The sequence below is a fragment of the Meiothermus sp. Pnk-1 genome (genome assembly GCF_003226535.1).
In the GTDB taxonomy this organism is placed as follows: Bacteria; Deinococcota; Deinococci; order Deinococcales; family Thermaceae; genus Allomeiothermus.
In genome coordinates this window covers 370,881-396,967 of sequence record NZ_QKOB01000001.1, presented here as the reverse complement: position 1 = coordinate 396,967, position 26,087 = coordinate 370,881, and the positions used below count along the sequence as shown (strand labels likewise).

The 26,087-nt window shown below is 64.7% G+C and carries 26 protein-coding genes and 1 tRNA gene; 9 read left to right on the top strand and 18 right to left on the bottom strand.

From position 1 onward, the window contains the following. The first annotated feature begins 32 nt into the window (after window positions 1-32). Entirely contained in the window at window positions 33-923 is an 891-nt protein-coding gene (locus DNA98_RS02060) for a delta(1)-pyrroline-2-carboxylate reductase family protein (RefSeq protein WP_110525085.1), read from the top strand. On the opposite strand, the gene DNA98_RS02055 is transcribed toward DNA98_RS02060, so the two are convergent. Continuing rightward, on the bottom strand, window positions 920-2,404 hold the full coding sequence (locus tag DNA98_RS02055; protein WP_129865663.1) for a DUF3084 domain-containing protein: 1,485 nt from the start codon (window positions 2,402-2,404) through the stop codon (window positions 920-922). The genes DNA98_RS02060 and DNA98_RS02055 overlap by 4 nt on opposite strands. Continuing rightward, complete coding sequence (gene lptB / locus DNA98_RS02050) at window positions 2,401-3,183, bottom strand: LPS export ABC transporter ATP-binding protein (protein ID WP_233493008.1); 783 nt, start codon at window positions 3,181-3,183, stop codon at window positions 2,401-2,403. Before lptB ends, DNA98_RS02055 begins: the two co-directional genes overlap by 4 nt. Before the next feature lie 103 nt (window positions 3,184-3,286). Here lptB and gltX point away from each other — a divergent pair, with 103 nt between their 5' ends. From gltX to DNA98_RS02025, 5 genes are all read left to right on the top strand, one after another. Further along, complete coding sequence (gene gltX / locus DNA98_RS02045) at window positions 3,287-4,717, top strand: glutamate--tRNA ligase (RefSeq protein WP_110525081.1); 1,431 nt, start codon at window positions 3,287-3,289, stop codon at window positions 4,715-4,717. 68 nt (window positions 4,718-4,785) lie between these two features. After that, window positions 4,786-5,706, top strand: a complete 921-nt coding sequence (ftsY, locus tag DNA98_RS02040; protein ID WP_110525079.1) for a signal recognition particle-docking protein FtsY — start codon at window positions 4,786-4,788, stop codon at window positions 5,704-5,706. Window positions 5,707-5,711: 5 nt separating this feature from the next. Further along, window positions 5,712-6,353, top strand: coding sequence for a hypothetical protein (locus tag DNA98_RS02035; protein WP_110525077.1), 642 nt, complete (start codon window positions 5,712-5,714; stop codon window positions 6,351-6,353). A gap of 9 nt (window positions 6,354-6,362) precedes the next feature. Next, complete coding sequence (locus tag DNA98_RS02030) at window positions 6,363-6,788, top strand: disulfide oxidoreductase (RefSeq protein WP_110525075.1); 426 nt, start codon at window positions 6,363-6,365, stop codon at window positions 6,786-6,788. Window positions 6,789-6,845: 57 nt separating this feature from the next. After that, the gene (locus DNA98_RS02025) at window positions 6,846-7,664 is read left to right on the top strand and encodes a cyclase family protein (RefSeq protein WP_110525073.1); all 819 of its coding nucleotides are present in this window, start codon (window positions 6,846-6,848) and stop codon (window positions 7,662-7,664) included. 133 nt (window positions 7,665-7,797) lie between these two features. Here the strand turns inward: DNA98_RS02025 and DNA98_RS02020 are convergent, their stop codons facing one another. Then, the gene (locus DNA98_RS02020; RefSeq protein WP_110525071.1) at window positions 7,798-8,211 is read right to left on the bottom strand and encodes an NADH-quinone oxidoreductase subunit 15; all 414 of its coding nucleotides are present in this window, start codon (window positions 8,209-8,211) and stop codon (window positions 7,798-7,800) included. 132 nt (window positions 8,212-8,343) lie between these two features. On the opposite strand from DNA98_RS02020, the gene uvrC reads away from it, so the two are divergent. Beyond that, window positions 8,344-10,128, top strand: a complete 1,785-nt coding sequence (uvrC, locus tag DNA98_RS02015; RefSeq protein ID WP_110525069.1) for an excinuclease ABC subunit UvrC — start codon at window positions 8,344-8,346, stop codon at window positions 10,126-10,128. Between the two features lie 9 nt (window positions 10,129-10,137). Here the strand turns inward: uvrC and DNA98_RS02010 are convergent, their stop codons facing one another. The 9 genes from DNA98_RS02010 to DNA98_RS01975 all read right to left on the bottom strand — a co-directional run bounded on the left by DNA98_RS02010 (window position 10,138) and on the right by DNA98_RS01975 (window position 19,063). Further along, a complete protein-coding gene (locus DNA98_RS02010; RefSeq protein WP_174720023.1) occupies window positions 10,138-11,058 on the bottom strand; it encodes a 2-hydroxyacid dehydrogenase in 921 nt (306 codons plus the stop codon). Then, complete coding sequence (locus tag DNA98_RS02005; protein ID WP_110525067.1) at window positions 11,055-11,648, bottom strand: GNAT family N-acetyltransferase; 594 nt, start codon at window positions 11,646-11,648, stop codon at window positions 11,055-11,057. The genes DNA98_RS02010 and DNA98_RS02005 overlap by 4 nt, the downstream gene beginning before the upstream one ends. Window positions 11,649-11,721: 73 nt before the next feature. Continuing rightward, window positions 11,722-12,999 carry a Glu/Leu/Phe/Val dehydrogenase gene (locus DNA98_RS02000; RefSeq protein WP_110525065.1) on the bottom strand — a complete coding sequence of 426 codons (1,278 nt, stop codon included), beginning with the start codon at window positions 12,997-12,999 and terminating at the stop codon, window positions 11,722-11,724. Between the two features lie 19 nt (window positions 13,000-13,018). Next, on the bottom strand, window positions 13,019-14,299 hold the full coding sequence (locus DNA98_RS01995) for a Glu/Leu/Phe/Val dehydrogenase (RefSeq protein ID WP_110525062.1): 1,281 nt from the start codon (window positions 14,297-14,299) through the stop codon (window positions 13,019-13,021). An 88-nt stretch (window positions 14,300-14,387) separates the two neighbouring features. Next, window positions 14,388-15,347 (bottom strand): polyprenyl synthetase family protein, encoded by a 960-nt coding sequence (locus DNA98_RS01990; protein ID WP_110525059.1) that lies wholly within the window; start codon window positions 15,345-15,347, stop codon window positions 14,388-14,390. A 52-nt stretch (window positions 15,348-15,399) separates the two neighbouring features. Continuing rightward, complete coding sequence (locus tag DNA98_RS17590; protein ID WP_129865662.1) at window positions 15,400-15,858, bottom strand: hypothetical protein; 459 nt, start codon at window positions 15,856-15,858, stop codon at window positions 15,400-15,402. After that, the gene (locus DNA98_RS01985; protein ID WP_110525056.1) at window positions 15,855-16,496 is read right to left on the bottom strand and encodes a redox-sensing transcriptional repressor Rex; all 642 of its coding nucleotides are present in this window, start codon (window positions 16,494-16,496) and stop codon (window positions 15,855-15,857) included. Before DNA98_RS01985 ends, DNA98_RS17590 begins: the two co-directional genes overlap by 4 nt. Continuing rightward, the gene (locus DNA98_RS01980; RefSeq protein WP_110525054.1) at window positions 16,496-17,287 is read right to left on the bottom strand and encodes an SPOR domain-containing protein; all 792 of its coding nucleotides are present in this window, start codon (window positions 17,285-17,287) and stop codon (window positions 16,496-16,498) included. The genes DNA98_RS01985 and DNA98_RS01980 overlap by 1 nt, the downstream gene beginning before the upstream one ends. 291 nt (window positions 17,288-17,578) lie before the next feature. Further along, window positions 17,579-19,063: a tetratricopeptide repeat protein gene (locus DNA98_RS01975; RefSeq protein WP_110525052.1), complete on the bottom strand. Its 1,485-nt coding sequence runs from the start codon at window positions 19,061-19,063 to the stop codon at window positions 17,579-17,581. A 152-nt stretch (window positions 19,064-19,215) separates the two neighbouring features. Here DNA98_RS01975 and DNA98_RS01970 point away from each other — a divergent pair. Then, window positions 19,216-19,292 (top strand) — tRNA-Met (locus DNA98_RS01970). 22 nt (window positions 19,293-19,314) lie between these two features. Here the strand turns inward: DNA98_RS01970 and fni are convergent. Beyond that, the gene (fni, locus tag DNA98_RS01965; protein ID WP_110525399.1) at window positions 19,315-20,325 is read right to left on the bottom strand and encodes a type 2 isopentenyl-diphosphate Delta-isomerase; all 1,011 of its coding nucleotides are present in this window, start codon (window positions 20,323-20,325) and stop codon (window positions 19,315-19,317) included. Between the two features lie 46 nt (window positions 20,326-20,371). Between fni and DNA98_RS01960 the strand changes: the two genes are divergently transcribed. Next, window positions 20,372-20,734, top strand: a complete 363-nt coding sequence (locus tag DNA98_RS01960; protein ID WP_110525050.1) for an acyl-CoA thioesterase — start codon at window positions 20,372-20,374, stop codon at window positions 20,732-20,734. Here the strand turns inward: DNA98_RS01960 and DNA98_RS01955 are convergent. From DNA98_RS01955 to DNA98_RS01935, 5 genes are read right to left on the bottom strand one after another with little or no spacing between them, the layout of a single operon-like run. Next, entirely contained in the window at window positions 20,728-21,822 is a 1,095-nt protein-coding gene (locus DNA98_RS01955) for a cytochrome P450 (protein ID WP_110525048.1), read from the bottom strand. The genes DNA98_RS01960 and DNA98_RS01955 overlap by 7 nt on opposite strands. Window position 21,823: 1 nt before the next feature. Next, window positions 21,824-23,167: an NAD(P)/FAD-dependent oxidoreductase gene (locus DNA98_RS01950; protein WP_110525046.1), complete on the bottom strand. Its 1,344-nt coding sequence runs from the start codon at window positions 23,165-23,167 to the stop codon at window positions 21,824-21,826. Next, a complete protein-coding gene (locus DNA98_RS01945; protein ID WP_110525043.1) occupies window positions 23,164-24,231 on the bottom strand; it encodes a glycosyltransferase family 2 protein in 1,068 nt (355 codons plus the stop codon). The genes DNA98_RS01950 and DNA98_RS01945 overlap by 4 nt, the downstream gene beginning before the upstream one ends. Beyond that, a complete protein-coding gene (locus DNA98_RS01940; protein WP_110525041.1) occupies window positions 24,228-24,914 on the bottom strand; it encodes a lysophospholipid acyltransferase family protein in 687 nt (228 codons plus the stop codon). Before DNA98_RS01940 ends, DNA98_RS01945 begins: the two co-directional genes overlap by 4 nt. After that, window positions 24,911-26,065, bottom strand: a complete 1,155-nt coding sequence (locus DNA98_RS01935; protein WP_110525039.1) for a carotenoid biosynthesis protein — start codon at window positions 26,063-26,065, stop codon at window positions 24,911-24,913. Before DNA98_RS01935 ends, DNA98_RS01940 begins: the two co-directional genes overlap by 4 nt. Window positions 26,066-26,087 lie beyond the last annotated feature (22 nt).

Below are 26,087 nucleotides of genomic sequence, written 5' to 3'. Positions count from 1 at the left end.
TCATACCTGAGCCCCCGAGCTACGATGGGGACATGAGGGTATTCACAGCCAGCGAGACCACTCAACTCCTCCCTTACCTGCCCCTGGCTCGGGCCATCGAAGCGGTCCTGGGCGACCAGAGGGCCGGGTTGGTGCAAGCTCCCGGACGGCTGGTCATGCCGCTGGCCGGCGGGGGCACCCTCCTTTTGATGCCCGCCACCGATTCCCAGGTGACCGTGACCAAGCTGGTCACCGTCCACCCTGGCCAAACCCCCAGCGTGCGGGCCGAGGTCTGGGTGATACGCACCCCCTCCGGCGAACGGGTGGCGCTGCTGGAGGGCTCGGTGGTCACCGCCAGGCGCACCGCGGCGGTCTCGTTGTTGGCTGCGCACAAGCTGGCCCCTAACCCTCGAGGCCCTTTGTTGATCGTAGGCGCAGGGGTCCAGGCCCGGTCGCACCTGGAAGCCTTTCATCAAGGGCTGGGGGTGAACGAAGTGTATGTCTATTCGCGTACCCCCGAACGTTCACGAGCCCTAGCCGAATACGCCCAGAGCTTAGGCATCACGGCTCGAACGATCGAAAATCCCCTGGGGGTGGTAGAGCAGGTGAGCCTGATCGTCACCGCCACCACCAGCCCTACCCCGGTGCTCCCGGACGAGGTGCAGGAGGAGGCTTTCGTAGCCGCAGTAGGAGCTTACCGGCCTGACATGGCCGAGTTGCCCGCTTCGCTGGTTCGGCGGGCCCGCCTCTTCGTGGACACGCTCGAGGGAGCTCGCAGCGAGGCCGGAGACCTGATCCAAGCCGGGATAGACTGGAGCCAAGTACGGTCCCTCAGCGACGTGCTGGAGGAGGCTCCGCCCTCCGCAGGCCCGGTGGTATTCAAAAGCGTGGGCCACGCCCTGTGGGACCTGGCCGCCTGCCGACTGGCCCTAGAGCAGCTCTAAGGAAGGAGCTGGAAAGCGATCTCTGGGGTCTCAGTGGAGTAGAGGGTATTGATCGCCACCACCCCTACCCGCACCACCCCACGCAGGGGGGCGAGCTGATCCATAAAGCTCAACAAGGCCTCCGGGGGAATGCTACCTTGGGCCAGCTTCTCGGGAACCCAGCCCGCCTGCGCCAGCTTATCCTCGGCTTCGCGCTTCAGCCGTTCGAGGCGGCGACGAATGTCCGCTGAGTTGGCCGGGAGGCTAAGCGCGCTGACCGACAGCACCTCCCCGGGCGCAAAAAGCCGCTCTCTGGCCCGGAACTCTACCCGCGCCAACACCTTCCCATCAGCGCTCACCCCCGCCGGCCGGACCAAGAGCAATCCCTGGCGGGCGGGATCACCAAATACCGGGTTCTCTACCACCAGCACCCCTCGCAACCCTAGCCGACGGGCCCGCAGATCAGCCCGCCGCACGGCCTCCTCCAGGGCTTGCTTCTCCTGCCCCGGCACCAGCTGCTGCTCGGCCAGCAGGATCTCCCCCACCAAGTTGCTGAGACCGCTTTGCAAGCGGGAGCGGCTCTCCTCGAGGCCTTTGACGATCTGCTGCAACTCCGCCACGCGGGAGCGCAGGTTCATCTCCTCTTGACGGGCAGCCTCGAGTTGCTCGGCGAGCTGATTGCGGGCGGCGTCCAGGTTTTTCCGGTCCTTGGTTTGGCTGGCTAAAAAGGCCACATCCCCTTCCAGCCGCCGCTTCTCCTGATCGAGCCAGCGGGTACGCTCTTGCAAAGCCACAAGCTTGGCCTCAGCGCTTTTGCGAACCTGCTCAAGCGCAGCCAACTTGGTTCGCGAGGCCTTGGCCTGGGCCTGGAGAGCTTTTTGGGTGGCCTCGAGCCGGGTGCGCTGTTCGGCCAGGATCTGCACCGCCCGGACCGCCTGGTCGAGGGCCGCCTTCTGGGTGCTGAGGTTGTCTCTGAGCTGCGCGATCTCGCTTTTCAGACGGTCCCGCTCAGCCTGCGCCGCCTCGACGCTCTGCCGGGCCTCGACCAACTCGCGGTTAGCCGATTGCAGACGGTTTTCTGCTCGGGTTAGGGTCTCCTCTAGCCGGGCGCGGTCCCGGGCTAATTCCTGCCGGGCCATATCCACCCGCAGCACCTCATTTTTAAGGGTAGATATCTGCGCGTGCAGTTCCTCCAGCTGCCCCCCTAGGCGTTTCACTTCCTCGCGCAAGCGGTTGCGCTCATAACGCACCTGCTCGGCTTGCAGGATGGTCTCCCGGGCATCCCTTACCAACAGCATGAAAGCAGCAAAAGCTCCCAAGGCGATCAAGACCCCGGTCAGCATCGCTACCAAGGTCGCGGTGGTCCTGGGGCGCAGCCCAAAAAATCGCCAGTGGCGCTTGCCCACCCGTTTCGCCACGAGATCGCCCGTATAGGCCACCAAGGCGGAGACCGCCACAAGCAGGGCAAGGATGAGCCAGAAGGTCATAAGCGCAACTTTCAAAGCTCGTACTCATCCCCCAAGTAGTGGGTGCGCACCCCGGAGTCGCGGGCAAACTCCTGGGCGCTGCCCTCAAACTGTACCTGGCCGTCGTACATCAGATATACCCGATCGGCGATGGCTAGGGTTTCCCGCACCGAGTGGTCGGTGATGAAAATGCCCACCCCTCGCCTCGAGCGTAGCTCCTCGATGAGCCGCTGGATGTCGTGCACGTTCTTGGGGTCTACCCCGGTGAAGGGCTCATCCAGCAGGATGAAGTCGGGGTTGGTGCACAGCGCCCGGGCGATCTCCAGCCGACGGCGCTCCCCACCCGAGAGGGTGTAGGCGTACTTGTCTTTGAGGTGGAGGATGCCCAGCTCCGCCAGGAGTTCACGGGCTCGCTCGCCCCGCTCGGATTTGGAGATGGGTTGGAACTCGAGCACCGCCAGCAAGTTCTCCAGGGCCGTCATGCGACGGAACGCCGAGGGTTCTTGAGGCAGATAGCCCAACCCCAGCCGGGCCCGGCGGTACATGGGCAACCGGGTCACGTCCTGATCCTTGAGCAAGATGCTCCCCCCATTAGGCCGGATAAACCCTACCATCATGTAGAAGGTGGTAGTTTTGCCTGCTCCGTTGGGGCCAAAAAGCGCCACGATCTCTCCACGGGAGAGCTCTAGGCTGACCCCCCGCACCACCTCGCGTCGCCCGTAGCGCTTGACCAGGTTCCGCGTTTGCAGGCGCGCCTGGGTGGGGGTAACTAAGGGCGCGGGAGGATGAGAAACACCTTCGGGTACGGTTTCCATTGCTTCTAGCGTACCATTGGCACTTAAGCCGAGGTGAGAATACGAACCGGGCCGGAAGATCCCCAGCCACCCGGCCCGGGCCCTCTGCTAATCTAGTAAGGCTATGGTGGTTACCCGCATCGCCCCCTCCCCAACCGGCGACCCTCACGTGGGCACGGCTTACCAGGCGCTGTTCAACTACGTCTTCGCCAAACAGAACGGAGGGAAGTTTATCGTGCGGATTGAGGACACCGACCGCACCCGCTATAACCCCACCTCACAACAGCGCATTTTGGAGATGCTTGAGTGGATCGGGCTTTCTCCCGACGAATCCCCCATCAAAGGCGGTCCCAACGGCCCCTATATCCAGTCCGAGCGCCTGCCCATCTACCAGCGGTACGCCCAGATACTCCTGGACTCAGGGGCCGCTTACCGGGCTTTCGATACCCCCGAGGAGCTGGCCGCCATGCGCGAGGAAGCCCGCAAGGCAGGCAAGCAGGAACAAGGGTACAACCGACGCTACCGCGACTACCCCAAGGAGGAGTCCGACCGCCGCGCAGCAGCAGGAGAACCCTTCGTCATCCGGCTCAAGGTGCCGCTCGAGGGCAAGACCGTCGTCCACGATCTGCTACGCGGCCCGATAGAGTTTGAGAATAGCCAGCTCGACGACAAGGTGATTCTGAAAGCTGACGGCTACCCCACCTACCACCTCGCGGCTATGGTGGATGACCATCTGATGGGCGTCACCCACGTCATCCGGGCCGAGGAGTGGCTCACCAGCACCCCTTTCCACGTGCTACTCCTGCGGGCCTTCGGCTGGGAGGAGCCGGTATGGTGCCACACCCCCCTCCTGCGCAACCCCGACAAGTCCAAGCTCTCCAAGCGCAAGTCCGATACCAGCGTGGACAGCTACAAAGCGCAGGGCTTCCTGCCCGAGGCCCTGCTCAACTACCTGGGCATGATGGCCTGGAGCATGCCCGACGGGCGTGAGATCTTCAGCGTGCAGGACATGATCCAGCACTTCCGCCTGGAAGACATCCGCCTTGGAGCCCCGGTATTCGACCTCGAAAAGCTCAAGTGGCTCAACGGCAAGTACATCCGCGAGGTGCTCACGCTGGACGAGCTGGCCCTTCGGGTTCAGCCCTTTCTCGAGCGCGCCGGGCTCAGTTGGCCTTCGGAAACCTATTTGAAGCAGGTGCTCGAGGCCATGCGGGCCCGCTTCGAGACCCTGCAGGAGTTCGTGGAAAAATCGCGCTACTTCTTCACCGAGGATTACCCCTTCGACGACAAGGCCAGGGCCAAGCTCGAGGAGGCCCGCCCTCTGCTCCCCGAACTGCGCGCACGCCTCGCTAGCCTCCCTGCGATGGCCCAGGAACACGCCGAGCCCGCGTTGCGGGAGCTTGCCGCCGAGAAGGGGGTCAAGGCCGGGGCGGTGATGCAACCCCTGCGGGCGGCCCTCACCGGGATGCTCGAGAGCCCCGGGATGTTTGAGGTGCTGTACCTTTTGGGCAAGGAGCGGGTGCTTAGCCGGTTAGACAGGGCCATAAATACCTAGCTAAGCGCCCGTCGCGCGGTGGACCAGACCAATCGCGCCACCAGACCGCCAGCGGTTAGACTTGAACTATGAGCTGGTTGCAACGGCTTCGCGAGGGCCTCAGCAAAACCCGCGAGAATATTGCCAAATCGGTCCCCTGGAACCGCGACCCCGAGGAGGTGCTGGAGGAGCTCGAGTATGCTCTGATCTCCGCCGACGTGGGGGTGGAGGCCACTCAGGAGGTCATCGAGGAGGTGCGCGCTTCGGGCAAGAAAGACTTGCGCGAAGCCCTGAAGCAAGCCCTGGTGGTACAGCTCGAGCCCGACTTGCTGCGGGCCAAGCTGCGCAAGGTGGGGCTTTTCAACCGGGGAAACATCCAGAAGACTACCATCGAACCCGCGGGAAAGGTGATCCTGATGGTGGGGGTGAACGGCGTGGGCAAGACCACCACCATCGCCAAGCTGGGGCAGTACTACCAAAGCCGTGGCAAAAAGGTGATGTTCTGCGCCGGGGACACCTTCCGGGCAGCAGGGGGGGCGCAGCTTGGCATCTGGGGGGATCGCCTCGGGGTCCCGGTAATCCAGGGGCCAGAGGGCTCCGACCCCGCCGCCTTGGCCTACGACGCGGCCATGGCCCGCAAAGCCCGGGGAATGGACCTCCTGCTGGTAGATACCGCCGGGCGGCTCCACACCAAGCACAACCTGATGGAAGAGCTGGTCAAGGTCAAGCGTTCCATCGCCAAGGCCGACCCTGGTGAGCCCGGTGAGGTCTGGCTGGTGCTGGATGCGGTAACCGGACAAAACGGGCTCGAGCAGGCCAAGCGATTCAATGAGGCGGTAGGGCTTACCGGGGTCATCGTCACCAAGCTGGATGGCACCGCCAAGGGCGGGGTATTGGTGTCCATCGTGCGCGAGCTGGGCGTTCCCATCAAGTTCATCGGGGTGGGCGAGGCCGCCAGCGACCTTCAGCCCTTCGACTCGGGGGAGTTCGTCGAGGCGCTCTTGGGCTGAGGGCGATGATTGACCTGCCCTCCCTCTACCGACCCCTGGCCGCCGAAGCCGGGGCGGTGAGGGGCGTGCGCTACCTGCTCCAACCGGAGTTTCCGCTATTGCTGGCAAACGCCGCTTTCGACTTCGATCCTGCGGCCGTGGAAGAGTTGGACAGGCGGTTTGCCTCCACCGGGGCTCCCCTAGCCTTCATCCTCCCTGAAGATCATCCCCGGCTCGAGGAGGTGCGAGGGGCGGGGTTCATTCCCCAGGAAGCCTTTGAGCTGTGCACAACCCAGCCCAGCGCCCGGGCTACCTGGGCCGAGCACGTGCCCTGGTCGGAGGCTTGGACGCTGAGCAGGATCCTCACCGAGGCCTACGGCGCCCCCCAGTGGCGCTACCCCTTCGCGCAAGCTTTGGGAAAGGCCCTCCGCAAAGGAGCTGGCCAAGCTTTCATCGCCTACTTGTACCATCAGCCCGCAGGAGCGGCGATCGTTCACCAGGGGGTCGGTCTTTTGCTAGGGGTCGAACCCAAACAGCGAGGAAAGGGGATCGGGGATAGCCTCACCGGGCGGATCCATCCCGCGCGCTTTTTGCGCTTAGGTACCACGGCTACCGAGTTCCCCGGCGAGGTGCTCACAACTTACCGCCGTCACACCAGGCATGCGTAAAATACCGGCATGACCGCGGAGCAATCCTCCAACACGGCGCGCAATAACCTGCTACTGGCCTTCGCTTGGCTGGTAGCTTTAGTCGCTACCTTGGGAAGCCTGTACTATTCAGAAATCCGCCTCTTCTTGCCCTGCGAACTCTGCTGGTACCAGCGCATCTTCATGTACCCGCTGGCGGTGATCTTGGGCATCGCCGCCTGGCGGGGCGACTACAACGTGCGCCTGTACGCCTTGCCGCTTGCGGGGATCGGCTGGCTGGTGAGCCTGCGCCACAACCTCGAGCAGCGCTTCCCCGACCATTTCCCCGCCGCCTGCAAGGGCCCCATCTCCTGCACCAATGAGTACATCCCTAGCTTTCCCATTCCCTTGCAAGCCTTTATCGCCTTTACCCTCATCATCTTGGCCCTATTGCTGATCCGCAGCCCGAAGCGATAAACTTGCCCCTAACCTGGAAAATTATTCTTCGCTGGCTTCCAGGTTAGGGAGGTAGGTATGTGCGCACCTTACGTGATGGAGCAGGTGAGGCAAGCCCTCTCCAGGCGTGGCTTCTTGGGCATGGCAGCGGGCCTCGCTGCAACGGCGGCCATCTCGGCTCGAGCCCAGACCCAAGTGCAAGGGCGCAGTTTCAGCCACGTAGCCGACCTGACCCATGTCTACGGCCCGGACTTCCCGATGTTTCCCGGAGCCGCCCAGATGAAGATTGACCTCTTGGTAACCGTTAAAAACAACGGGTTTTACAAGAATACCCTCACCCTCGACGAGCACACCGGCACCCACATGGACGCCCCGGCCCACTTCGCCGAGGGAGGGCCCACTGCCGAGCTGCTACCGGTGAGCCGGTTCGTCGCCCCGTTGGCGGTGATCAACATCCAGGCCAAAGCCGAGCGCGACGCAGATGCCGAGGTAACCCCGGACGACCTTCTAGCCTGGGAGCGCCGGAACGGACGGCTGCCGGCTGGGGCCTTCGTGGCCATGTACTCCGGCTGGGAATCCCGGGTGGGCGATCCCAAGCGCTATATCAACCTGGATGCTGCCGGCGTGCAGCACTATCCCGGTTTCAGCCCTGCTGCAGCGGAATTCCTGGTGCGGGAGCGGGAAGTCGTGGGCATTGGAGTAGATACCCTTTCCCTGGATTTCGGGGCTTCCAAGGATTTCAAAACCCATCTCACGGTGCTCCCGGCTGGCAAATACGGCCTGGAGAACCTGGCCAATCTGGGCAATGTCCCTCCCAGCGGGGCTACCATCATCGTAGGCGGACCTAAACACAAAGGGGCTTCGGGTGGGCCCGCGCGGGTGATGGCCGTCTGGTAAACCCCGCGGGCGGCTAAAAGTGCGCCGGTAGCTTGGCGCCCAACGCAGTCCCGCGCAAATCCTGCCCTCGGGGCTATCCCCCTGCTTGGTGGTGGGGGGTCGCAAGCTCGAGCGGCCCCTCGACCTAGAAAGTTTACGAACGAAGCCCCCTGGCCTCGCGAGCCCGATCTGCCAAGCGGTACAGCTTAGCCTTGTCGAGCGGGAGCTTCCCCCCCAACACCAGCCCGCGTTCGTCTTCCCAGTGGGCGTGCCAATGCAGCATCGCCCCCGGCACCCGCAACGCGATATGCTTCATCTCGGCATGGCGCGGGGAAACCGAGGCGATCAAGAACGGTTCGCCAGCCTCGTCTGACAGGGAAGCCACCATAATCGTGGTAGGCACCTCATACGGGCGCTCCATGCGGTAGATGAAGTCGGGAAAGTCGGACTCTTTCTCGAAGCGCACGCCTTTCTCCGCAGCGTACTCGCGCATCCACTCGAGCAGCTGAACCCAAGACTTATACAGCATCTCGTCGTGGTGATGGCGGGTCGGGTGAGCGACACTCATGTGAATAGTCTAGCAGGGAAAGGATGTTTAGCGATCGGTGATGGGCGACCGGCGTAAGTTCGACCTACTTCCTCCCCCGATTGGGCGTTATGTGGTTGCCGGAGCCCTGAGATTCCTCTAGGATTAAGCGTTATGCGCCTGGCGGATTTGCCCCCCTTGCCCGAGGCTCCGGGGGTTTACCAATGGTGGAAGGGAGAAGAGGTCATCTACGTGGGCAAGGCTAAAAACCTTAAAGCCCGGGTGGGCAGCTACTTCCACGGCGAGGGTAAAGCCCTTGCCATCTCGAGCGAGGCCGACCGTCTCGAGTTCATCGTCACCCGCGACGAGGTAGAAGCCCTCCTGCTCGAGGCCAACCTGATCAAGCGGCACCGCCCGCGCTACAACGTCCTGATGAAGGACGATAAGCACTACCCCTTCCTCAAGTTGACCCATGAACCCTATCCGATGCTGCTCATCGTACGCCGGGTGGAGGGCGACGGGGCCCGCTACTGGGGGCCTTTTCCCGATGGGGGGGCGGTGCGGCGGATCAAACGCCTCATCGACCGCATCTTTCCCATCCGCAAAAACTCTGGATTCCCCCTCAAAAAAAGGCGCTCCCCCTGTCTCAACTACTCGATGGGTCGCTGTATGGCCCCCTGCATCGGCCAGGCCGACCCGGCGGCCTACCGGGAGATGGTGCGGCAAGTCGAGCAGGTGCTAGACGGCAAGGTGGGCGAGCTGCTGGGGGACCTCGAGGGCAAGATGCGCCAAGCCGCCCGCAACCAGGACTTTGAACGGGCCGCCGAGATCCGCGATCAGATCGAGTCCTTGCGCTCATTCTTCGGCACCGCCCAGCAAGCCTACGACCCCGAGTTAGGCGACCTAGACTTTTTGGGGTTGGCCCGGGCCGGGCGCTACGCCATCGTGCAGCTTTACCAGGTGCGCGGTGGGCAGATGCTAGGCCGCAACAGCCGCTTCATCGAGGGCGTAGACGGGGCCAGCGACCAGGAACTTCTGTGGGCGTTTCTGCGCGACTACTACCTCGAGGCTACCCCTCTCCCCCCGCTGGTGCTGCTGCCCAGCGAGGTCGAGGACATGGGCGCTCTGTCACAGTTTCTCAGCAGCCGAGCGGGGAGAAAGGTCGAGGTGCGGGTTCCCCAGCGCGGCGACAAAACCCGGCTCCTGGAGCTGGCCGAGAAGAACGCCCGCACCGCCCTCGAGGCCGAGATGCGCCTGCTCGAGCGCAAGGGAGATCATCCCGGCCTGGCTGCCCTCAAGGACGTACTGGGCCTCTCCGCCCGGCCCTACCGCATCGAAGGGTACGACATCAGCAACCTCTTTGGAGAAAGCCCGGTGGCCTCGATCACGGTCTTCGAGGGGGGCCGGCCCAAAAAGGCCGAGTACCGGCGGATGAAGATCAAGACCGATTCGCAAAGCCCCGATGATTACTTCGCCATGGAACAAGCCATCTACCGGCGCTTTACCGGCTCGCTCTCGACGAGCATGGCCGTGCCGGACCTGCTGCTCATCGACGGGGGCTTGGGACAGGTGCGGGCCGCACAGAAGGGGCTCGAGCGGGCCGGAATGCATATCCCGCTGGTGGGCTTGGCCAAACGCGAGGAGACCCTGATCCTGCCCAACGGGAAATCCATCGAGCTCCCCCTCACCCACCCAGCCTTGCAACTGCTCATCTTTCAGCGCGACGAGACCCACAACAACGGCCTCCAGTTCCACCGCAAGCTAAGGAGCCAAAAAGCCCTCAAAAGCGTCTTCGACGACATCCCCGGCATCGGTCCCAAGCGCAAGGAAGCCTTGCTGGCGCAGTTCTCTACGCTCGAGGAACTCAAGGCGATGGACGCGGAGCGGCTGGCCAAGCTGCCGGGGATGGACAAGCGCAGCGCCGAGGCTGTACTGAGGGCGCTCAACCAGGTCGGATAAGCATTGGGTTCAGTACCCGTGCTCAACTACGTTCAAAAGCGGCTCCCCGGCCAGGTAACGCCGGACTTGCTCCCGCACCAGCGCGTAGGCCCGCTCAAAAAGCCGGGGCGAGGCCCCGGCAATGTGCGGGGTAATGAACACCTCCGGCAAAGCCCATAGCGGGTGGCCTTCCGGCAGCGGTTCGGGGTCGGTCACGTCGAGGGCCGCCCGAATGCGCCGCGCGGTGAGGGCTTCGATAAGGGCCGGGGTATCCACCAACCCACCCCGCCCGGCGTTGACGAGCAGGGCGCCCGGCTTCATCCGGTCCAGGAAATCCCGTCCCACGACGCCCTTGGTCTCACTGGTGAGGGGCAATAACAGCACCACGCTGTCGGCTTGGGGGAGTAGGTGGGGGAGGGCCGAGAGGTCATAGACGCCCTCGCGGGGGGTTCTGGCCACGCGCAGCAGGCGCACCCCAAAACCTTCCAGACGCTTTTCCACCGCTTGCCCAATCGAGCCGTAGCCGAGGATGAGCACGGTAGAGCCCTCCAGGTCTCCCACAGCCTGCGCTTTCCATAAGCCCTCCCTTTGCAAGTCGCGGAAGTCGGGGAAGCGCTTGGCAAGGGCCAGCAGCGCAGCCACCACCCACTCCGCCACCGGGGTATCGTGGACCCCGCTGCCGTTGCAGAGGGTGACGCCTCGGGGGATGAGCGGAAGAATCCAATCCACCCCCGCCGAGATGGTCTGAACCACCCGCAGCCGGGGCAGCCGGGGGATCAGCTCGGCAATCCGGCTTTGGCTATATCCGGCCACCAAAAACTCGGCCTCGAGCGCCCGGGGCGGCAGATCGCCCTCTTGGCCCACATACACCACCTCCACCGAGCCGGGCAGGGTTCCCAGGTGCTTTGCCGCCCGCTCAGGCACAAGCAAAACCAGCGAATCCGGCCTCATAGCTTGCGCTCCCGCTCCTCACACGCCTGCTGCTCCTGTGCCAGCCACTCCTCGCGGGTAATCTCCATCAGCACGTCCTCCAGGCGGGGGGCGCCAAAGTTGAAGCCCAGCCGTACCCCTGCCGGAACCACCGCGACGGTACGGAAGCCGGCTTTTTGGAAGGCGCGCTGGGCGCGCAGGTTGTGGCGGAAGGTTTTGAGCTTGACGCGGCTCAGGCCCAACCGGGTGAAGGCGTACTCGAGCACCGCCCGCACGGCCTCGGTGCCGTACCCCTTCCCCCAGCGGTCCTTGGCCCCGATCAGGATACCCAAGGTGGCCTCGCTGCGGCTCATCTCGTACAGCTCGACGGTGCCCAACCACTCCCCCCGCTCGTCGAGGATGCCGTAGCCGACCCGATCCCCCCGGCTCACTTCGCCCATCACCACCCGCTTGAACAACCACAGGGGCATCTTGATCGGCTTGCTGCCGTTCCACTCGGCGATCTCCGGGTCACGAAAACACTCGTAAAAACGCCGCCACTCCTCTTCGGTGAGCCCCTCCGTGAAGGGCTTGAGCAACACCCTGCCGCAGGAGGGCCAGTCCTTGACCATGCCCTTAGCTTAATGCCAAAGGCAAAACATCGAACGCTATGGGGCACACAGGGCGTTCGCAAACGCTGGGCGTTTAAGGGTAGAGCCCGCGCAGCGCTCGAGCCTCCAGCACCCGGGTGGCCGCCACGATATAGGCGGCGGTGCGCAGCGAGACCTTTTTGTCTTGGGCCACCTGCCAGATCGCCTCGAAGGCCTGGCGCATGATACGCTCGAGCTTCTGGTTGATCTCGGCCTCGGTCCAGAAGTAGGAGTTGAAATCCTGCACCCACTCAAAGTACGAGACCGTGACCCCACCGGCGTTGGCCACTACATCCGGCACCACCAGGATGCCGCGTTCGTTCAGGATGTCATCAGCCGCCGGGGTGGTGGGGCCGTTGGCCCCTTCGGCGATGATCTTGGCCTGAATCTTCCAAGCGTTGTGTTCGGTGATCTGCTTCTCGAGCGCCGCCGGGACGAGGAATTCGGTAGGCACCTCGAAAAGTTCGGCGCTTGGGATGGCTTCCGCCTTGGGGTAGCCGCGCACCCCCCCATGTAGCGAGACCCACTTGAGCACATCATAAGGATCGATTCCTGCATCGTTGCGCACCGCTCCGGTCACGTCGGAGAGGGCCACCACCTTAGCCCCGGCGTCGTAGAAGATGCGGGCCGCCGCGTTCCCTACATTGCCGAAGCCCTGCACCACCACCCGGCTCCCCTCCACCGGCAGTCCAATCTTCTCCGCCGCCGCGGCCGCGGTTACGAACACCCCGCGCCCCGTGGCGTCCTGGCGGCCCAGGGAACCGCCTACCGAGATCGGCTTGCCCGTGACCACGCCGGGGGCAGTGCGGCCCACGTTCATGGAGTAGGTGTCCATCATCCAGGCCATCTCGCGTGGCCCGGTGCCCATGTCGGGGGCCGGGATGTCTTTATCAGGCCCGATGATGATGCCGATCTCAGAGGTGTAGCGCCGGGTCAGGCGCTCGATTTCGGCAGGGGAAAGCTTGCGCGGGTCCACCCGGATCCCGCCCTTACCCCCACCATAGGGCAGGTTCACCGCCGCATTCTTGATGGTCATCCAGGCCGCCAGGGCCATCACCTCGGAGAGGGTCACGTCGGGGTGGTAGCGCACCCCACCCTTAGCCGGGCCCCGCGCGGTGTTGTGATGTACGCGGTAGCCCTCAAAGTAGGCTACGCTGCCGTCGTCGAGGTGGATGGGCACGTCCACGATCAAGCAGCGTTTGGGCCGCTTGAGGTGGTCCACCAGCACCGCCAGCTTGCCCAAGTAGGGCGTCACCCGATCCACCTGCTCGAGGTAGATCTCCCAAGGGCCGATGTTCTCGCTCGATAGATAGGAAAGGGGTTCGCTCTTCATGGTGACTCCAAAACTTGCCTCACGGGTACACGCCCCGCAGGCGGCTGGCTTCGTTTACCCGTTCGACGGCGACGCTGTACGCCCCCAAGCGCAGGTCGCCGCCTAACCTCTCGCTGCGCTCCAAAACACTCTCCAAGGCCACCACTGCCGACTCGCGCAGACGCTCGCGCACCTCGGACTCTTCCCAGAAGAACATGGTGAGGTCCTGCACCCACTCCAAGTAGCTGGCTACCAGGCCACCGCCTCCGGCCAGGATGTCCGGCACCACGGGAATCCCCCGTCCTCGCAGGATGGCTTCGGCCTCGGGGGTGACCGCCCCGTTAGCCCCTTCGACGATAACCTTGGCCTTTACGTGGGCGGCATTCCCCGCATGAATGCTCATCTCTATAGCCGCCGGCACCAAGTAGTCTACCGGCAAGGCCAGGAGTTCGTCGTTGCTGATGGAGCGTCCTAGCTCCAGGGTAGCGGGGGGCTCGATGCCGGTTTGCCCTAGGGGCCAAGCGGCCAGCGCGGCTATATCGAGGCCATCTGGGTTGTACACGCCACCCCGACTAGTAGTGACCGCCACTACCTTGAGCCCGGCCCGAACCGCCGCCATCGCCACAGCCTGGCCAACCTGTCCAAACCCCTGGAGGGCCAGCGTGGCCCCCTGAAGTGGCCAGCCCTGGCGCCGGGCTAGCTCGGCGAGCAAAATCACCAGCCCCTGCCCTCCGGCGTCGTCTATGACCAAAGTACCCCCAAGGGTGGCGGGCTTGCCGGTGACCACTCCCGGCACGGTCTGACCGGTGTTCATGGAATAGGTATCCATGAACCAGGCCATCACCTGGGCGTCGGTACCCACATCGGGGCCCAGCACGTCCTCCTCCGGGCCGATCAGCTCGACCAGCTCGGAGGCATACCGCCGGCTGAGGCGCTCGAGCTCCCGGCGGGAGAGGGCACGGGGGTTCACGATAATCCCTCCCGCCGAGCCACCGAAGGGAAGGTTGTACACCGCCGCCTTGAGGGTCATCAGGGCGGCCAAGCCCGCGGTCTGCCCCATACTGACCCCGGGGTGATAACGCACCCCGCCGCAAGCGGTGCCCTTGCTGATGTTGTGGACCACCCGGTAGCCGGTGAAGAAGCTCACCTTGCCATCGTCCATCTTGACCGGCAAGGACACCTCTACGGTTCTTCGGGGGTGGGTAAGGTACTCGACGGTCTCGGGGTGGATCCGGCTCACCCGCAGGGTGCGCTCGAGGCGCTCCAGGAAGTGATCCCACAACCCGGATTCACCGGGGGGACGGTAAGCATTTCTCAGCATGGCATCACCGCAGGGCATTATATCCCCGGGCTTGCCTGGCGGGTGCGGAGCGGTGCTTGATCCGGTCGCCTGCCCCTGACAGGCTCCCTCAGGCCAGGCGCGAGGCCTCCCGCTTGGCTAGGACCTCGAGGGCTTCTCGGCTGGGGCTAGGCGGCAGCAGCGCAAGGGCAGCAATGGCTCGCTCTACCCGCTCCTGGATGGCCCGCACCACCTCCCGATCGGCCCCCGAAGCCACCGCCAGCTTGCGCAAGGTCTCGATGTCCTCGGGGTTCACCCCTCGGCGGTGGACGATCTCTAGGGTCTGCTGCGGATAGATGTCCAGCAACCGTAGGGTGATGGCAGTGAGTTTACCCTCACGCACATCGCCGCCGACGGGTTTGCCCAGAGTTTCCGGCGTCCCCATGAGGTCTAGATAGTCGTCGCGCATCTGGAAAGCCTGTCCATAGAAAAGGCCAAAGTCCGCCAGGGCCCGCCGCCACTCCTCCGGGGCATCGCCCAGCACCGCCGCCCCCTCGCAGGCCAGGCGCATCAGCGAGGCGGTCTTGCCGGTGATGATGCGTTCGTAGGCCTCCCAAGAGTACTCGCCCAGGGCGGCGATCTGGAACTGGAGCACCTCTCCTTCGGCCAGTTCGCGGGCCACCTCGGAGAACATGTACACCAGTTCCATCCGCCCAGTCCTGGAAAGCAGATACAGGAGCCTGGAGAGCAGATAATCTCCGGCCAGCACCGAGACGGCGTTGCCGTACTTGCGAAAAGCAGCCACGTGACCGCGGCGGGTCTCGGCGTCATCTACCAGGTCGTCGTGAAGAAGCGCCGTAGAGTGCAACAGCTCCACCGCCAGGGCCAATTCCATCTCGTAGGGAACCCCCCCAAGCGCACGCGAGGCCAAGAAGGCGAGCCGGGGCCGAATCCGCTTGCCCCCTGCCGTCACCAGGTCGTCCTCGATCAGGCGGATAAACTCCACATCCGAGTACACCAGCTCGCGCAGGCGCTCCTCGAATGGGGCCAGGAGGGGCTCGAGGTCGCTGGTGACAGCCTTCACACTCATCGCCCCAAGTATACCCCAGGCGGCCTGAAAGACCGTGGCCTGGGGCGAGAGATCAGTAAACCGGCTGAGGCTCGGGCAAAATAATGGTTCTAGAATTGCCGGTTAGGCCTTTTACCAAAAACGATTCGATCTTGATGCTCCCTCGTTGTGGTGGGGTGGTCCCAAAGTTGATAGTTGTGCTCAAGGAGTAAGGGCCGCAATTTTTGGTGGAGCTGGTCGGACAAGCCTCCGCAATGGCAATCCCTGCAGGTAGCTGATCTCCCCCCACCAGGTTGATGGCGACGACCGTACCACCCGGGGAACCCGGAAGGGTATAGGCATCTATGGTGAGGTTGAGGGCATAGGTAGTGGTTTGTTGCCCCGTAGTTGTGTCGGTAACGGTATTGGAGGTCAAATCCGACCGAGAAATGCCCAACTCAACCGTTGGAATGGAGGTTTCCCAGCGGAAGTTGTTGCATCCGACCAGGGCCAGAGCGGTTACGACGGCCCCTAGCATCAACCACTTTTTCATCCAACCATCTCCTCTCGCCATTTGGGATTCAAGGCAAAAAAGCTCAACCTCGACAAACCGGCCAGAAAGTCTACGTTCTCCACCGCCACGTCTTTGGGCACCTCCAGCACCACCGGGGCGAAGTTGAGGATCCCCCTGATGCCAGATTCTACTAGCTGATCCGCCACACTCTGGGCCATTTGACCCGGCACGGCGATGAGGCCGAGTTCAATGTGGCGCTCGGCTACGGCACGCGGCAATTCTTCCATCCCCTGCACCGGGATCCCGCCGAAGCTAAGGTGGTGCTTGGCCGGGTCAATATCGAAAAATCCCTTGAGTTCGAAGGTCGAACTAAAACCGGGATAATCGGCCAGCGCCTGACCGATGCGGCCCATGCCCACGATGCAAAGCCCCCAGCGGCGGTTGAGCCCCAGGATCTGGCGCAGCTCGCGGCGCAAAACCTGGACTGTGTAGCCCACTCCTCGCGTGCCGTAGCTGCCGAAGTAGGAGAGGTCCTTACGCACCTGAAAAGCCGTGACCTGGGCTTCCTCGGCCAGCTGCTCGCTCGAGGTGCGGTTGACGCCCGCCGCCTCCAGGTCTTCCAGAATACGCAAATACGTCACCAAGCGCGAAATCGCAGCACTAGGAACCTTAGCCATCAGCGAACCTCCAACGGAGACAGGCCCAACCCGCGCAGGTCAGATTTGGTCAGCTCGAGCCGGTCCTCGCTCACAGGCCCTACCCGGACCCGAATCAACTCGCCCTCGCGGGCCAGCACCACCGGGTAACCGGCGGCTTTAAGTTGTGACACCAGCGCCTCGGCGCTGGCGCTGTTGCGAAAAGCCCCCACCTGTAAATAACGGCCAGGGTTGGTCGGCGAAGATGGGGCGGCGCTGGTCGGGGTAGCCCCTCGGTAAACCCGCGTCTCGTACTGGGATAGCTCCTGAGCCACCGCTCGAGCCCGCTCCTCGCTGGGGAACGGTCCCAGCACGACCCGAGTCACGCTACCCGCGGGCTCCAGCTGTACCGCATAACCCTGGGCGCGCAACGAGTCGGCCAGGCGGTTAGCATTCACGGCATCGGAGAAAGCCCCCACCGCTACCCGCCAGCCCCCAGTAGCCGGGGCAGGGCGCGGGGTCGGGGTGGCCGCAGGGCTGGGTCTGGCCGGAGCGGGCTGGGTCGGCGCGGGCGCGGGGGTGGGCGAAGGGGTTTCGCTAGGGGCCTTCGGCAACACCGGAATAACCTGGACCGGAGGATTGACGGCGGCGGGAGCCTGGGAGGGAGGCTGTGAAGCTGGGGGAGGGGTCTGGACAGGAGTAGCCTGAGCCGGGCTGGCCGGCGGTCGGGCGAAGGGGTTCACCCCGGTTAGAAACAGCACCACCCCAGCCACCACCAGCGCAAACAGCACGAAGATCAGCGCATCGAGCCAATTATCTCGCAACCAACCCATAGTTTTCCCCTATGTGCGTCTCGGCAAGGCGCCCAGCGGGAGAGAGGCTACCCCTCTGATCCAGCCTGCGTTGCTCTGCAAAGCAAACACCTTGAGATTTCATCGTAATAAACTTCCCTTGGCCCAGCTTAACCGAGTTTAACGGACAAACGTGAGGACGAATGCACCTTAAACCCGCATCCGCAGGGGTTACGGGTGGGTTTTGCCAACCTCAGGAACGGCGCTGGCGCCGATGCCACCTAACCCCGGGCCTCAGGTCGTCCCGGACCGCCCAATTCCTGGCTCTGGGCATCAGCGCAACAAGGCTCGAGCCGGTTCGTAGCCGAGCTCGAGCGAACGCTGCCAGGCTCGCTTGGCCTCGTTCTCTCGCGCCAAAGAGCGCAACGCCCAACCTAAGTTGTACCAAGCCAGCGCGTTGCGGGCGTCCTGGCTGACCACCTGGCGCAGCACCCGCTCGGCGTCGGAGTAGCGGCCCGCCGCCAGGTAGGCCGCTCCCAGGTTGACCGCCACATTCGCATCGTTGGCCTGCAAACTTTGGGCGCGCTCGAGCGAGGCGATGGCCCCGCCGTAATCCTTGAGCGCGTACTGGCTGAGGCCCAGGTAGAGCCAGGCCGTGGCGCTGTCCGCCTTGAGTTGGGTGGCCTGGGTCAACGCCTCCTGGGCTTCGTTATAGCGGCCTTGCTGGTAGGCGGCTTTGCCTTGAATCAGCAGCGCCTCGAACTTGTCGGCACCCTGAGACAACCGCGCCGCCAAGGCCGCGAACCGGGCTGCGTCGGCAGGGCGCTTGACCTGGTCGTACGCCGAGGCCAGGGCCAGGAGTACCTTGGGTTCCTCGGGAACCTGGTTGTACGCGGCCTGCAAAGGGCCTAGGGCCTGCTGGGGCTGAGCCGCCTGCAGGCGCAGAAGACCCAGGTTAAACTGGGCCTGCCACAGCTTGGGGTCGAGCTGGACGGCTTGCCGTAACGCGGCCTCACGGGCTGCGCCGGTGGAGAGTTCGGCCTTCTTGAACAGCAGCAAAGCCTTCTGGCGCGGATCCTGGACAGCCTCGAGGCTGCGGTCGAGTTCACGCACCGCCCGATCCCGCAACTCTTGAGCTACGTAGATGTCCACCAGCAGGGTGGTGGCGATGACGTTGCCCCGGTCGGCGCTTAGGATTTTGTAAAGGTAGGGGATGGCCTCAAGCGGCCTGCCGGAGCGGGTGAGGCTATCGGCGAGCTGCAGGTTGACCTCCTGATCGTTAGGGAGCTTTTGAACGGCGCTCTCCAGGGCGCTGGCCGCTTCGGCGTACTTTTGCTGATCGCGGAGGGATTTGGCCAAGCCCAAGTAGGCAGGCCGCAGCGACGCGGGCGCAAGCCCAGCCTGCTCTCCGATCTGCACAGCGCGGGCAAAAGCCTGGGAGGCCTCAGCGTCCTGGCCCAAACGGTCCAGGGTCACGCCCAGATTGAACCAGCCGTCATAGCGCTCGGGGGCTAGCACGGTGAGCTGCTGGAACTCGAAACGCGCCCCCCGCAGATCACCCTTGCGGTAGAGGGCTAAACCGAGTCCGAAATGGGCGGGGTAGTTGCTATAGTCCTGGGCGATGACCAGCTCGAAGCCCCGGACCGCCTCGTCCAGACGGTTCGCCTCGAGGTCGGCCTGGGCTTTCTGCAGCGCCGGGTTGGCCGGTTGGGTCTGCTGCGGTGGAGTTTGTTCTGGTTGGGGTTGCGCCGGTGGGGCTGGTTGCTGGGTCAGCCCTACGGAGAGGGCTACACATGCTGCGACCCAGTATCGTTTCATATCGTGTCCTCCACGGATATCCTCATTTCAGCTCTCGCTCTCAAACGCCTTCCGTGTCCATGCTAACATGCGCTTTCCCTGCTTTCGGTGATATTTGACAGAAGCCACCCGGCTTTGCTAGATTAGCGGTTGCCTTCTGGGCGAAGGCGCGACGCGGGGTGGAGCAGTCTGGTAGCTCGTCGGGCTCATAACCCGAAGGTCGAAGGTTCAAATCCTTCCCCCGCAACCAGCAAGGGGGGTTAGGGGTTTCCCTAATCCCCTAGTTTTTCGATTCTGCCCAGCGCCTCTTCGGGCCGCCTCGCGCCAAGGGCGAACAAAGCCACCCGCAGTTCCCACAGGAAGTCTTCGATCCAGGCGGCTACCGCTTCTGGCCCCTCGAGCGCAGGCCGGAGTAGCGGCCGGGCCACCGCCACCACCCGCGCCCCCAGGGCCAAGGCTTTGGCAGCATCGCTGCCGCTACGGATGCCACCCGAAGCCACTAGGGGCAGGCGGGGCAGCACCTCCCGGCACTCGGTCAAGGCCTGGGCGGTCGGCAAACCCACCTCGACCAATTCGGGGTGGAGCACCCTGCCGTAGCGCACGTACTGCTCAACCTTGGCCCAGCTGGTACCCCCCGCTCCGGCCACGTCCAAAGCCGCGATGGGCAACCCCTGGAGCCGCTGGGCCACCTCGCGCCCGATCCCGTGCCCCACTTCCTTGAGCAGCACGGGAAAGTCCAGCTGTGGAAGTATGGCCTCGAGCTTTTCCAGCAGCCCGGAAAAATCGGTGTCGCCGTGCTGGGCAGCTTCTTGTAAAGGGTTGGTGTGCAGGGCCAAGGCGTCGGCCCCCACCAGCGAGACGGCCTGCTCGAGGTGTCCCGGCCCATATCCCTTGTTGAGCTGCACCAACCCCAGGTTGCCCACCAGCAAAGCGCTCGGGGCTACCTCTCGCACCTGGAAGCTGGAGAGGGCCCGGGGGTTCTCGAGCATCACCCGCTGGCTTCCTAGCATCATCCCCACCCCCAAGCGCTCCGCCGCCTGGGCCAAAGCCCGGTTGATCTGCCCACCCCGCTCTTCACCCCCGGTCATAGCGCCGATCAGAAAGGGGGCACGGAGCGTTTTACCCAAAAACTCGGTGCTGAGGTCTACCTCCTCTAAGGCGAGTTCAGGAAGGGCGCGGTAGCGCAGCCGATAGCGCTCGAGCCCGGTGCGCACCCGCTCGAAATCCACCGGCTCGTTCAGGCAGACCTCGAGGTGTTTGCGCTTGCGCTCAGGGATCTCCACGTTCACCCTGTCAGTCTATCTACAAGTCCGGGTTAGGATTTGAAGCATGGAGAGCGAAGCGCGAACCCTAGAACTGGTCTTTCCCGAACACGCCAACCCCGGCGGGAACGCCTTCGGCGGGTTTGTCCTGGGCCTGATGGACAAGGTGGGGTCGTATGCCGCCATCCGGCGGTCCCACAAGCGCTGCGTGACGGTGCGGGTGGGCGAGGTGGTCTTCGAGGTACCGATCAGGGTGGGAGACCTGCTCGAGGTGATCGCCCGGGTGGTGCGGGTCGGGCGCACCTCCATCACCGTAGAGGTCGAGGTGTACCGGGAGAACCTGAAAGAGCCCAAAATGCTCGCCACCCGGGGCAACCTGACCTACGTGGCGGTGGACGAGCAGGGCAAACCAACCCCGGTAGATCAGTAGCTCGTGAGCCACAAGGGCCCCCGCGGGGCCAGGGTCAGCAAGGGCCTGGGGGTAGGATCGCCCCCAATCGGCTTTAGCCCGGCGGGAAACACCGCCAGGGCCTGCTCGAGCACCAGCTGGGCGAAGTGCATTCCCAGACAGATGCGCTCCCCGCCCCCGAAGGGCAGGTAGCCCCACGCAGGGATCTTCCCCGCGAAGCGCCCAGGGTCGAAGCGAAGGGGCTCTGGCCAGAGGTCGGGATGGCGGTGGGTGAGGTAAGGGCTGTAGAGGACCAGCCATCCTGAGGGAAACTCCTGCCCGCCGAAGGCAAAAACTCGCCGTGCGACCCGGCTGCCGACGTACCCCGGGGGAAAGAGCCGCAGGGTTTCCTTGAGGAGCAGAGGAACCCCCTGCGGGGTATGCCATTCGGGATAGTTGGCCGCATACCACAAGGCCCAAGCCAGGGTGTGGGCGGTGGTGTCGTATCCCGCCGCCAGGCCGATCAACACCTCCTCTAGGGGCAGGTGGGCAGCTATTCCATGCCCTTCGGCCTGCATTTGGGCAACCCTTCGGCGCATTCGGGAGAAAAGCAGGGGGCGAGGAAGCAGCGCGGCGGGAAAGGGGCGCTTCAGCGGGGCAAGAAAGGCCGCGAGTTCCAGCGGGGGAAGCTGCGAGGCAAAATACGCCGCGTTCAGGCTAGCCTGTACCACCTGCGCAGCCCAGCTCCCCGCTTCGAAATCGCCTCGAGGACGGATCGCTTCGATGACCGCGCGAAGCCTATCCGCCAAGCCCCGGACCGCCCCGGCGTGGAACTCCCGGTTGAGCACGGTCTTCCTGGGGCGGTGCTGGGGGGCGTCGGTGGTGATGATCCCCCCGTTCAAGTAAGGGCTGAGGCTGGAAAAACTCCCTCGAGAGCGAAAGGTCTCCAAGTCCGAGAGCAGCATGCGGTTCCACTCTGGAGTAAATCCCACCACTGCTTTTCGCCCTAGCCGTAAAGCGAACGGAGAACCTAAAGCGGCCCCCTCGGTGAGCAGCCTGAGCGGCTCCCCGGCCCAACGGGGCAGATGGCCAAAGCGGGTGGGATACCCACGGGGTTCAGGAAGCGGCACGCTACCTCCCTTCTCCCCCATTACGCAACAGCCACGCCGCTCCGTTCCAACCCGAAAGCATCGCCAGGGGCACCCCTCCGCCGGGATGGGCGGTCCCTCCCACCTGAACCAGATTTTGCAGCTTCCCCAGCCGCCAACCTGGGCGGAGGGCTCCCAGCAAGCCGTGGGGGGCCTTACCGTAGAGAGCCCCCTGATAGGCAGTAAAAGCGTAGTCATGAGGACTCAGGGCCTTCCAGTCGCGAACCGGGAGGGGGTGAATGGCCTGTAGCCTCCTCAGCAGGAAGCGCGCGTACTCCTCGAGGCTCACCCCCTTGAGCCGCCTCAGGTTGGGTGCATTCACCAGCAAGAACGCCGCCTCCCCATCGGTGTACAGGTAAAGGGTGGGGTCTTGGGAAAGGTAGCCGGCCTCGAGTTCGCGCCACTCCGAGCGGTAATCCGCCGAGAAATAGATGCGGTGGGCGAGCGGCTGGGCTTCAGAGAGCCTCATCAGGAGGGCCATGGCGGAGGTGCCCAGTTCGTAAGGGGGAACCGGCCAACCGAGCATCCCCAGCGTGAAGTGGCGGTCCACCGCCGAGACGAAGACATCCGCAAAGTAGCGGGCGTCCTTGGCACGGGCGGCCACCACCTGATGTTTTCGCAGCTCCAAGCCCCCCACGCACACCCCGAACTCGAAGCGCACCCCCCGAAGGAGCGCAAGGCGATACAGCGCATCGGCCAGCGCCCGCATCCCCCCCTCGAGGTGATAGACCCCCAGCCCTAGCTCCACCCAGGCGATGTTGTGCAGCACCGCCGGAGCCCGGTACGGGTTAGCCCCCAAGTAGGTGGCAAAGCGCAGGAAAAAAGGCGTGAGGTACGGCCCCGAAGCGACCAGCCGGGGCAGGGGGTCGAGCGGATGGGCCGCGAGGCCGTGCCGTAGACCGTACCCCAAGATGGCCGAAAGCGTCGGCGGCGGGCCCTGGATAAAGGCGGTCCGGACCCCCTCATAGAGCTGGCGGGCCTTCTCCAGCAGGTGGCGGTAGCGGTGGGCCTCTTCCCGAGAAAGCTGGACCAGGGTGGCCTCGAGGTCGCGCTGAGGAGCGAAGGTGCGCCCATCCGGCCAGACGTAGCGGGTAAGCGGCGAAACCGGTCGCAGCTCGGGCGCTTCGGCCCCCAGAGCTTGAAAGATCATCCAGGGAACCTCAGGCAGGGTGAGGACGGTGGGGCCGGTAGGCCCCCCGTTCCAGCCGACGGCTTTGCCGCCGGGGGCTTCCTGTTTGTCCAGCACGGTGACCTCGAGCCCCGCCAAGCGCAGCCGCAGCGCCGCGGCCAGCCCGGCAAACCCCGCCCCAATCACCACCGCCTTCATCGGGTGTATCTTCTCCCCTTCCAGGTATACGTTTTGCGCCAAGCCCGCAGATAAATCGGCAAGCTCATTAGGGGGGCGAGGGGAACCAGTACCGCCTCCCAGAGCTCCCGCCCGGTTTTGCGGTTGACCAACAGGCGCTCAAGCATCCCCAGCCCCCCCACCAAAAGCCAGCGGGTATCTACGAACGACAGCAGCCAAGGCGCGGTGTAGGCGAACAGGTGAAACAGGGCGGAAAGGGCCAACAAAAAGGGGTTCTCGCCGTGAAAAGCCCCCAGGTTCTTGCCGAAGCCCTCCAAGATTTCCGCATAGCTGCGGTACATCCGCACCTCGAGCAAATCGCCGCCCAGGGCGACGCGAAGGGGCTGTCTGGCCTGTTTGACCCGCTGAGCTAGGCGCACGTCCTCGAGCACCTCTTCCCGCACCGCCCGGTGCCCTCCACAGGCTTGGTAGGCCGAGCGGGTGAACGCCATCACCTGACCGCTGGCCGCCGAGGCCAAAGGAAAGCGGGTCCGCACCAGCGGGTACGGCAGCAGCGTCAGCAGCACCACGTCGATGAGCGGCACCAGCACCCGCTCGGCCAGGCTGCCCACCTGCTGACGGGGGTAGACGCTGAGGAGGCCCGGGGCGCGCTCGAGCTGGGCCAACACCGCCTCCAAAGCCCCCGGCCTCCAGATCACATCCGCATCGGTAAATATGAGCACCTCCCCCGAAGCCGCCTGGGCCAGCTGGTGACAGGCCCAGCTCTTGCCTTTCCAGCCCTCGGGCAGCTCCTGGCCCCGCAGCAGCCGAAAGCGGGGGTCCTGCCCGGCGAGCCGGCAGGCGACCGCGGCGGTGGGGTCGCTGGAGCGGTCATCGAGCAAAAGGATTTCCTGGGCGGGCTGGGCCAGCAGCCGCGGCAGGGTTTGGGGGAGGTTATGCGCCTCGTTGCGGGCCGGAAGCAAGATCGAGACCCGGGCCTTCCCACGGGGAACCGAAGGCCGCAACCGGGGGAAACTCCCCAGGTTGACCAGCAGCACGGCGAGCCTGAGCCCCACCGCCACCAAAGCAGCGTACAGCAGGCTCATCGCCCCCCCATGAGCCGGGCCAGGGCCAGCCCCCAAAAAGCCATGCGCTCGTGGGTGCTTTTTCGCCCCGGCAATACCAGCCGAAAACCCGGCAGCGGCTCCTCTGGCGGGGCCGTCGAGAGCTGCCCATCCAGATCGGATAGCATCCGGTTTAGGCTACGCTCGAGCCCCCCCGGCTCAGCCCCCAGCGGTTCGCCAAACACCACGTACGCCTCGGGCAACTCCTGGCCGCGCAGCACCACCCGCACCGCCACCGGCAAAAGCGGGACCCCCGCCCTTTCGGCCAACCAAACCGCCCCCCGCTGTAGTGGCCCCACCCTCCCGGGAGGACGGAGTTCGCCCTCCGGGAAGATGATCAGGGCCTCCTTTCGCCGCAGGGCATAGAGGGCTTGGCGCACTCGGGAGGCCTCGAGCGCTCCCAAGCTGCGAAAAAAGCCAAACTCACCCAAGCGCCGATCGCTCACCACAATCCGAAACCGCACCCGCCAGCGGTCGAGGAGCACCGGAAGCACATAGGCATCCCACCAGGAGTGGTGGTTGGCGGCCAGCACCCAAGGCCCCGCCGGGGGTTCGCCCCGCACCCAGACCCCCCGCAACCCTCGGCGCACGGCGCGCCGAAACAGCGCGGCCAATAGGCCAGCGAGGAGGACTTCCCGGGGGCGTTGGCGAAAGGCGGCGCTCAAGGGACAACCTCCCGACCATCACGCGAGAACCAGGTAGCCCGGCGCACCCCCCGCCAGGCCAGCGCGTTCATGGCCACCCCACACACCAAAGCGGCGGGCCAAAGCCCAAACAGCGCCAAGCCCATAGGCAGAAACAGCCCTTCGAGGCGGTAAGCCCAGGCCAACCCCGATTCGTGCGGCAGCTCCGGCGCGAGGTTCCGGTAGATCCAGGACAAAAAGGCCCCCATAGCGAACCAGGAGAGGTAGTTCTGCAGCGGCGCCCCATACCACAGCGGATGGGGATCCTGCCAGACCCAGTACCCCTGGGAGGGCATCAGGGCCTCGAGGCCCAGGTCCCAGGCCACGACCAGCCAGCCCGTGAGCCAGGGGCGCCCCCCGGCCAGCACGTGCGCCGCCAGCACCATGCCGAACCACCCCAGCAGGACGATGAGGGGGACGCCCAGCAGGGTGGGGGGCGGCGCAGAGGCGTAGCTGTAGAGGCCAAAGGGAAAGCCGCTGCGGCTCCCCAGCAGTTCTACCCCCAGCCCCAGAACAAAGGCCGCTCCGCCCATCAGCAAGATGCGTGGCCCCACCTTTTCCCAGGCCCACAGGACGGCGGCCAAGGTGACCAGGCTCATCTGGAGGAGGCTCATCAGAGCGAAGCCTTCGGGCCAGAGCGGAACCGGGACGCGCACCAAGGCGGAAAGGGCCAACGGCACCATCCACAACCGGGTTCGCCGCAACAACCGGGAAAGGCGGGCTCGAGCTTCCCGGTTCTCCATCAACCAGACCGCCTGGGCCAGGAATGCCCCTAGCAGACCGGCCAGCGCCAAGGCTGAAGGGGGCAAGGCCAGGAGGGATGTGGCCCCACCCCCGACCAGCAGGGCCAGCGCAATCGTCCAACCGATCTGGACCCGAGCCGTCCACAGCAGGTCTCCGCCCCAAAACGCCAGCAAGGCCAACAGCGATCCGAAGAGGGCCAGGGAACCGGCCAGCACCCGCTCCGAGCCGCCCACCCACAGCACCGCCCCCACCAGCGCCAGCCCTAGCCAAACACCCCCCCCCAACCAGCGCAGCCTGGAAGGCCCCGGCGCCGCCAGACCTACACCGGCCCAGCACCGCAAAAACCAGGGGGGCAAAGCCACCAGCAGGGCTAGTAGAAGCCAGCTCATGCGTACTTCAGGCTACGCCGCG

Coding starts and splice junctions, on each gene's coding strand:
- DNA98_RS02060 (WP_110525085.1), top strand. CDS start 33: ATGAGGGTATTCACAGCCAGCGAGACCACTCAACTCCTCCCTTACCTG.
- lptB (WP_233493008.1), bottom strand. CDS start 3,183: ATGGAAACCGTACCCGAAGGTGTTTCTCATCCTCCCGCGCCCTTAGTT.
- gltX (WP_110525081.1), top strand. CDS start 3,287: ATGGTGGTTACCCGCATCGCCCCCTCCCCAACCGGCGACCCTCACGTG.
- ftsY (WP_110525079.1), top strand. CDS start 4,786: ATGAGCTGGTTGCAACGGCTTCGCGAGGGCCTCAGCAAAACCCGCGAG.
- DNA98_RS02035 (WP_110525077.1), top strand. CDS start 5,712: ATGATTGACCTGCCCTCCCTCTACCGACCCCTGGCCGCCGAAGCCGGG.
- DNA98_RS02030 (WP_110525075.1), top strand. CDS start 6,363: ATGACCGCGGAGCAATCCTCCAACACGGCGCGCAATAACCTGCTACTG.
- DNA98_RS02025 (WP_110525073.1), top strand. CDS start 6,846: ATGTGCGCACCTTACGTGATGGAGCAGGTGAGGCAAGCCCTCTCCAGG.
- DNA98_RS02020 (WP_110525071.1), bottom strand. CDS start 8,211: ATGAGTGTCGCTCACCCGACCCGCCATCACCACGACGAGATGCTGTAT.
- uvrC (WP_110525069.1), top strand. CDS start 8,344: ATGCGCCTGGCGGATTTGCCCCCCTTGCCCGAGGCTCCGGGGGTTTAC.
- DNA98_RS02010 (WP_174720023.1), bottom strand. CDS start 11,058: ATGAGGCCGGATTCGCTGGTTTTGCTTGTGCCTGAGCGGGCGGCAAAG.
- DNA98_RS02005 (WP_110525067.1), bottom strand. CDS start 11,648: ATGGTCAAGGACTGGCCCTCCTGCGGCAGGGTGTTGCTCAAGCCCTTC.
- DNA98_RS02000 (WP_110525065.1), bottom strand. CDS start 12,999: ATGAAGAGCGAACCCCTTTCCTATCTATCGAGCGAGAACATCGGCCCT.
- DNA98_RS01995 (WP_110525062.1), bottom strand. CDS start 14,299: ATGCTGAGAAATGCTTACCGTCCCCCCGGTGAATCCGGGTTGTGGGAT.
- DNA98_RS01990 (WP_110525059.1), bottom strand. CDS start 15,347: ATGAGTGTGAAGGCTGTCACCAGCGACCTCGAGCCCCTCCTGGCCCCA.
- DNA98_RS17590 (WP_129865662.1), bottom strand. CDS start 15,858: ATGAAAAAGTGGTTGATGCTAGGGGCCGTCGTAACCGCTCTGGCCCTG.
- DNA98_RS01985 (WP_110525056.1), bottom strand. CDS start 16,496: ATGGCTAAGGTTCCTAGTGCTGCGATTTCGCGCTTGGTGACGTATTTG.
- DNA98_RS01980 (WP_110525054.1), bottom strand. CDS start 17,287: ATGGGTTGGTTGCGAGATAATTGGCTCGATGCGCTGATCTTCGTGCTG.
- DNA98_RS01975 (WP_110525052.1), bottom strand. CDS start 19,063: ATGAAACGATACTGGGTCGCAGCATGTGTAGCCCTCTCCGTAGGGCTG.
- DNA98_RS01960 (WP_110525050.1), top strand. CDS start 20,372: ATGGAGAGCGAAGCGCGAACCCTAGAACTGGTCTTTCCCGAACACGCC.
- DNA98_RS01950 (WP_110525046.1), bottom strand. CDS start 23,167: ATGAAGGCGGTGGTGATTGGGGCGGGGTTTGCCGGGCTGGCCGCGGCG.
- DNA98_RS01945 (WP_110525043.1), bottom strand. CDS start 24,231: ATGAGCCTGCTGTACGCTGCTTTGGTGGCGGTGGGGCTCAGGCTCGCC.
- DNA98_RS01935 (WP_110525039.1), bottom strand. CDS start 26,065: ATGAGCTGGCTTCTACTAGCCCTGCTGGTGGCTTTGCCCCCCTGGTTT.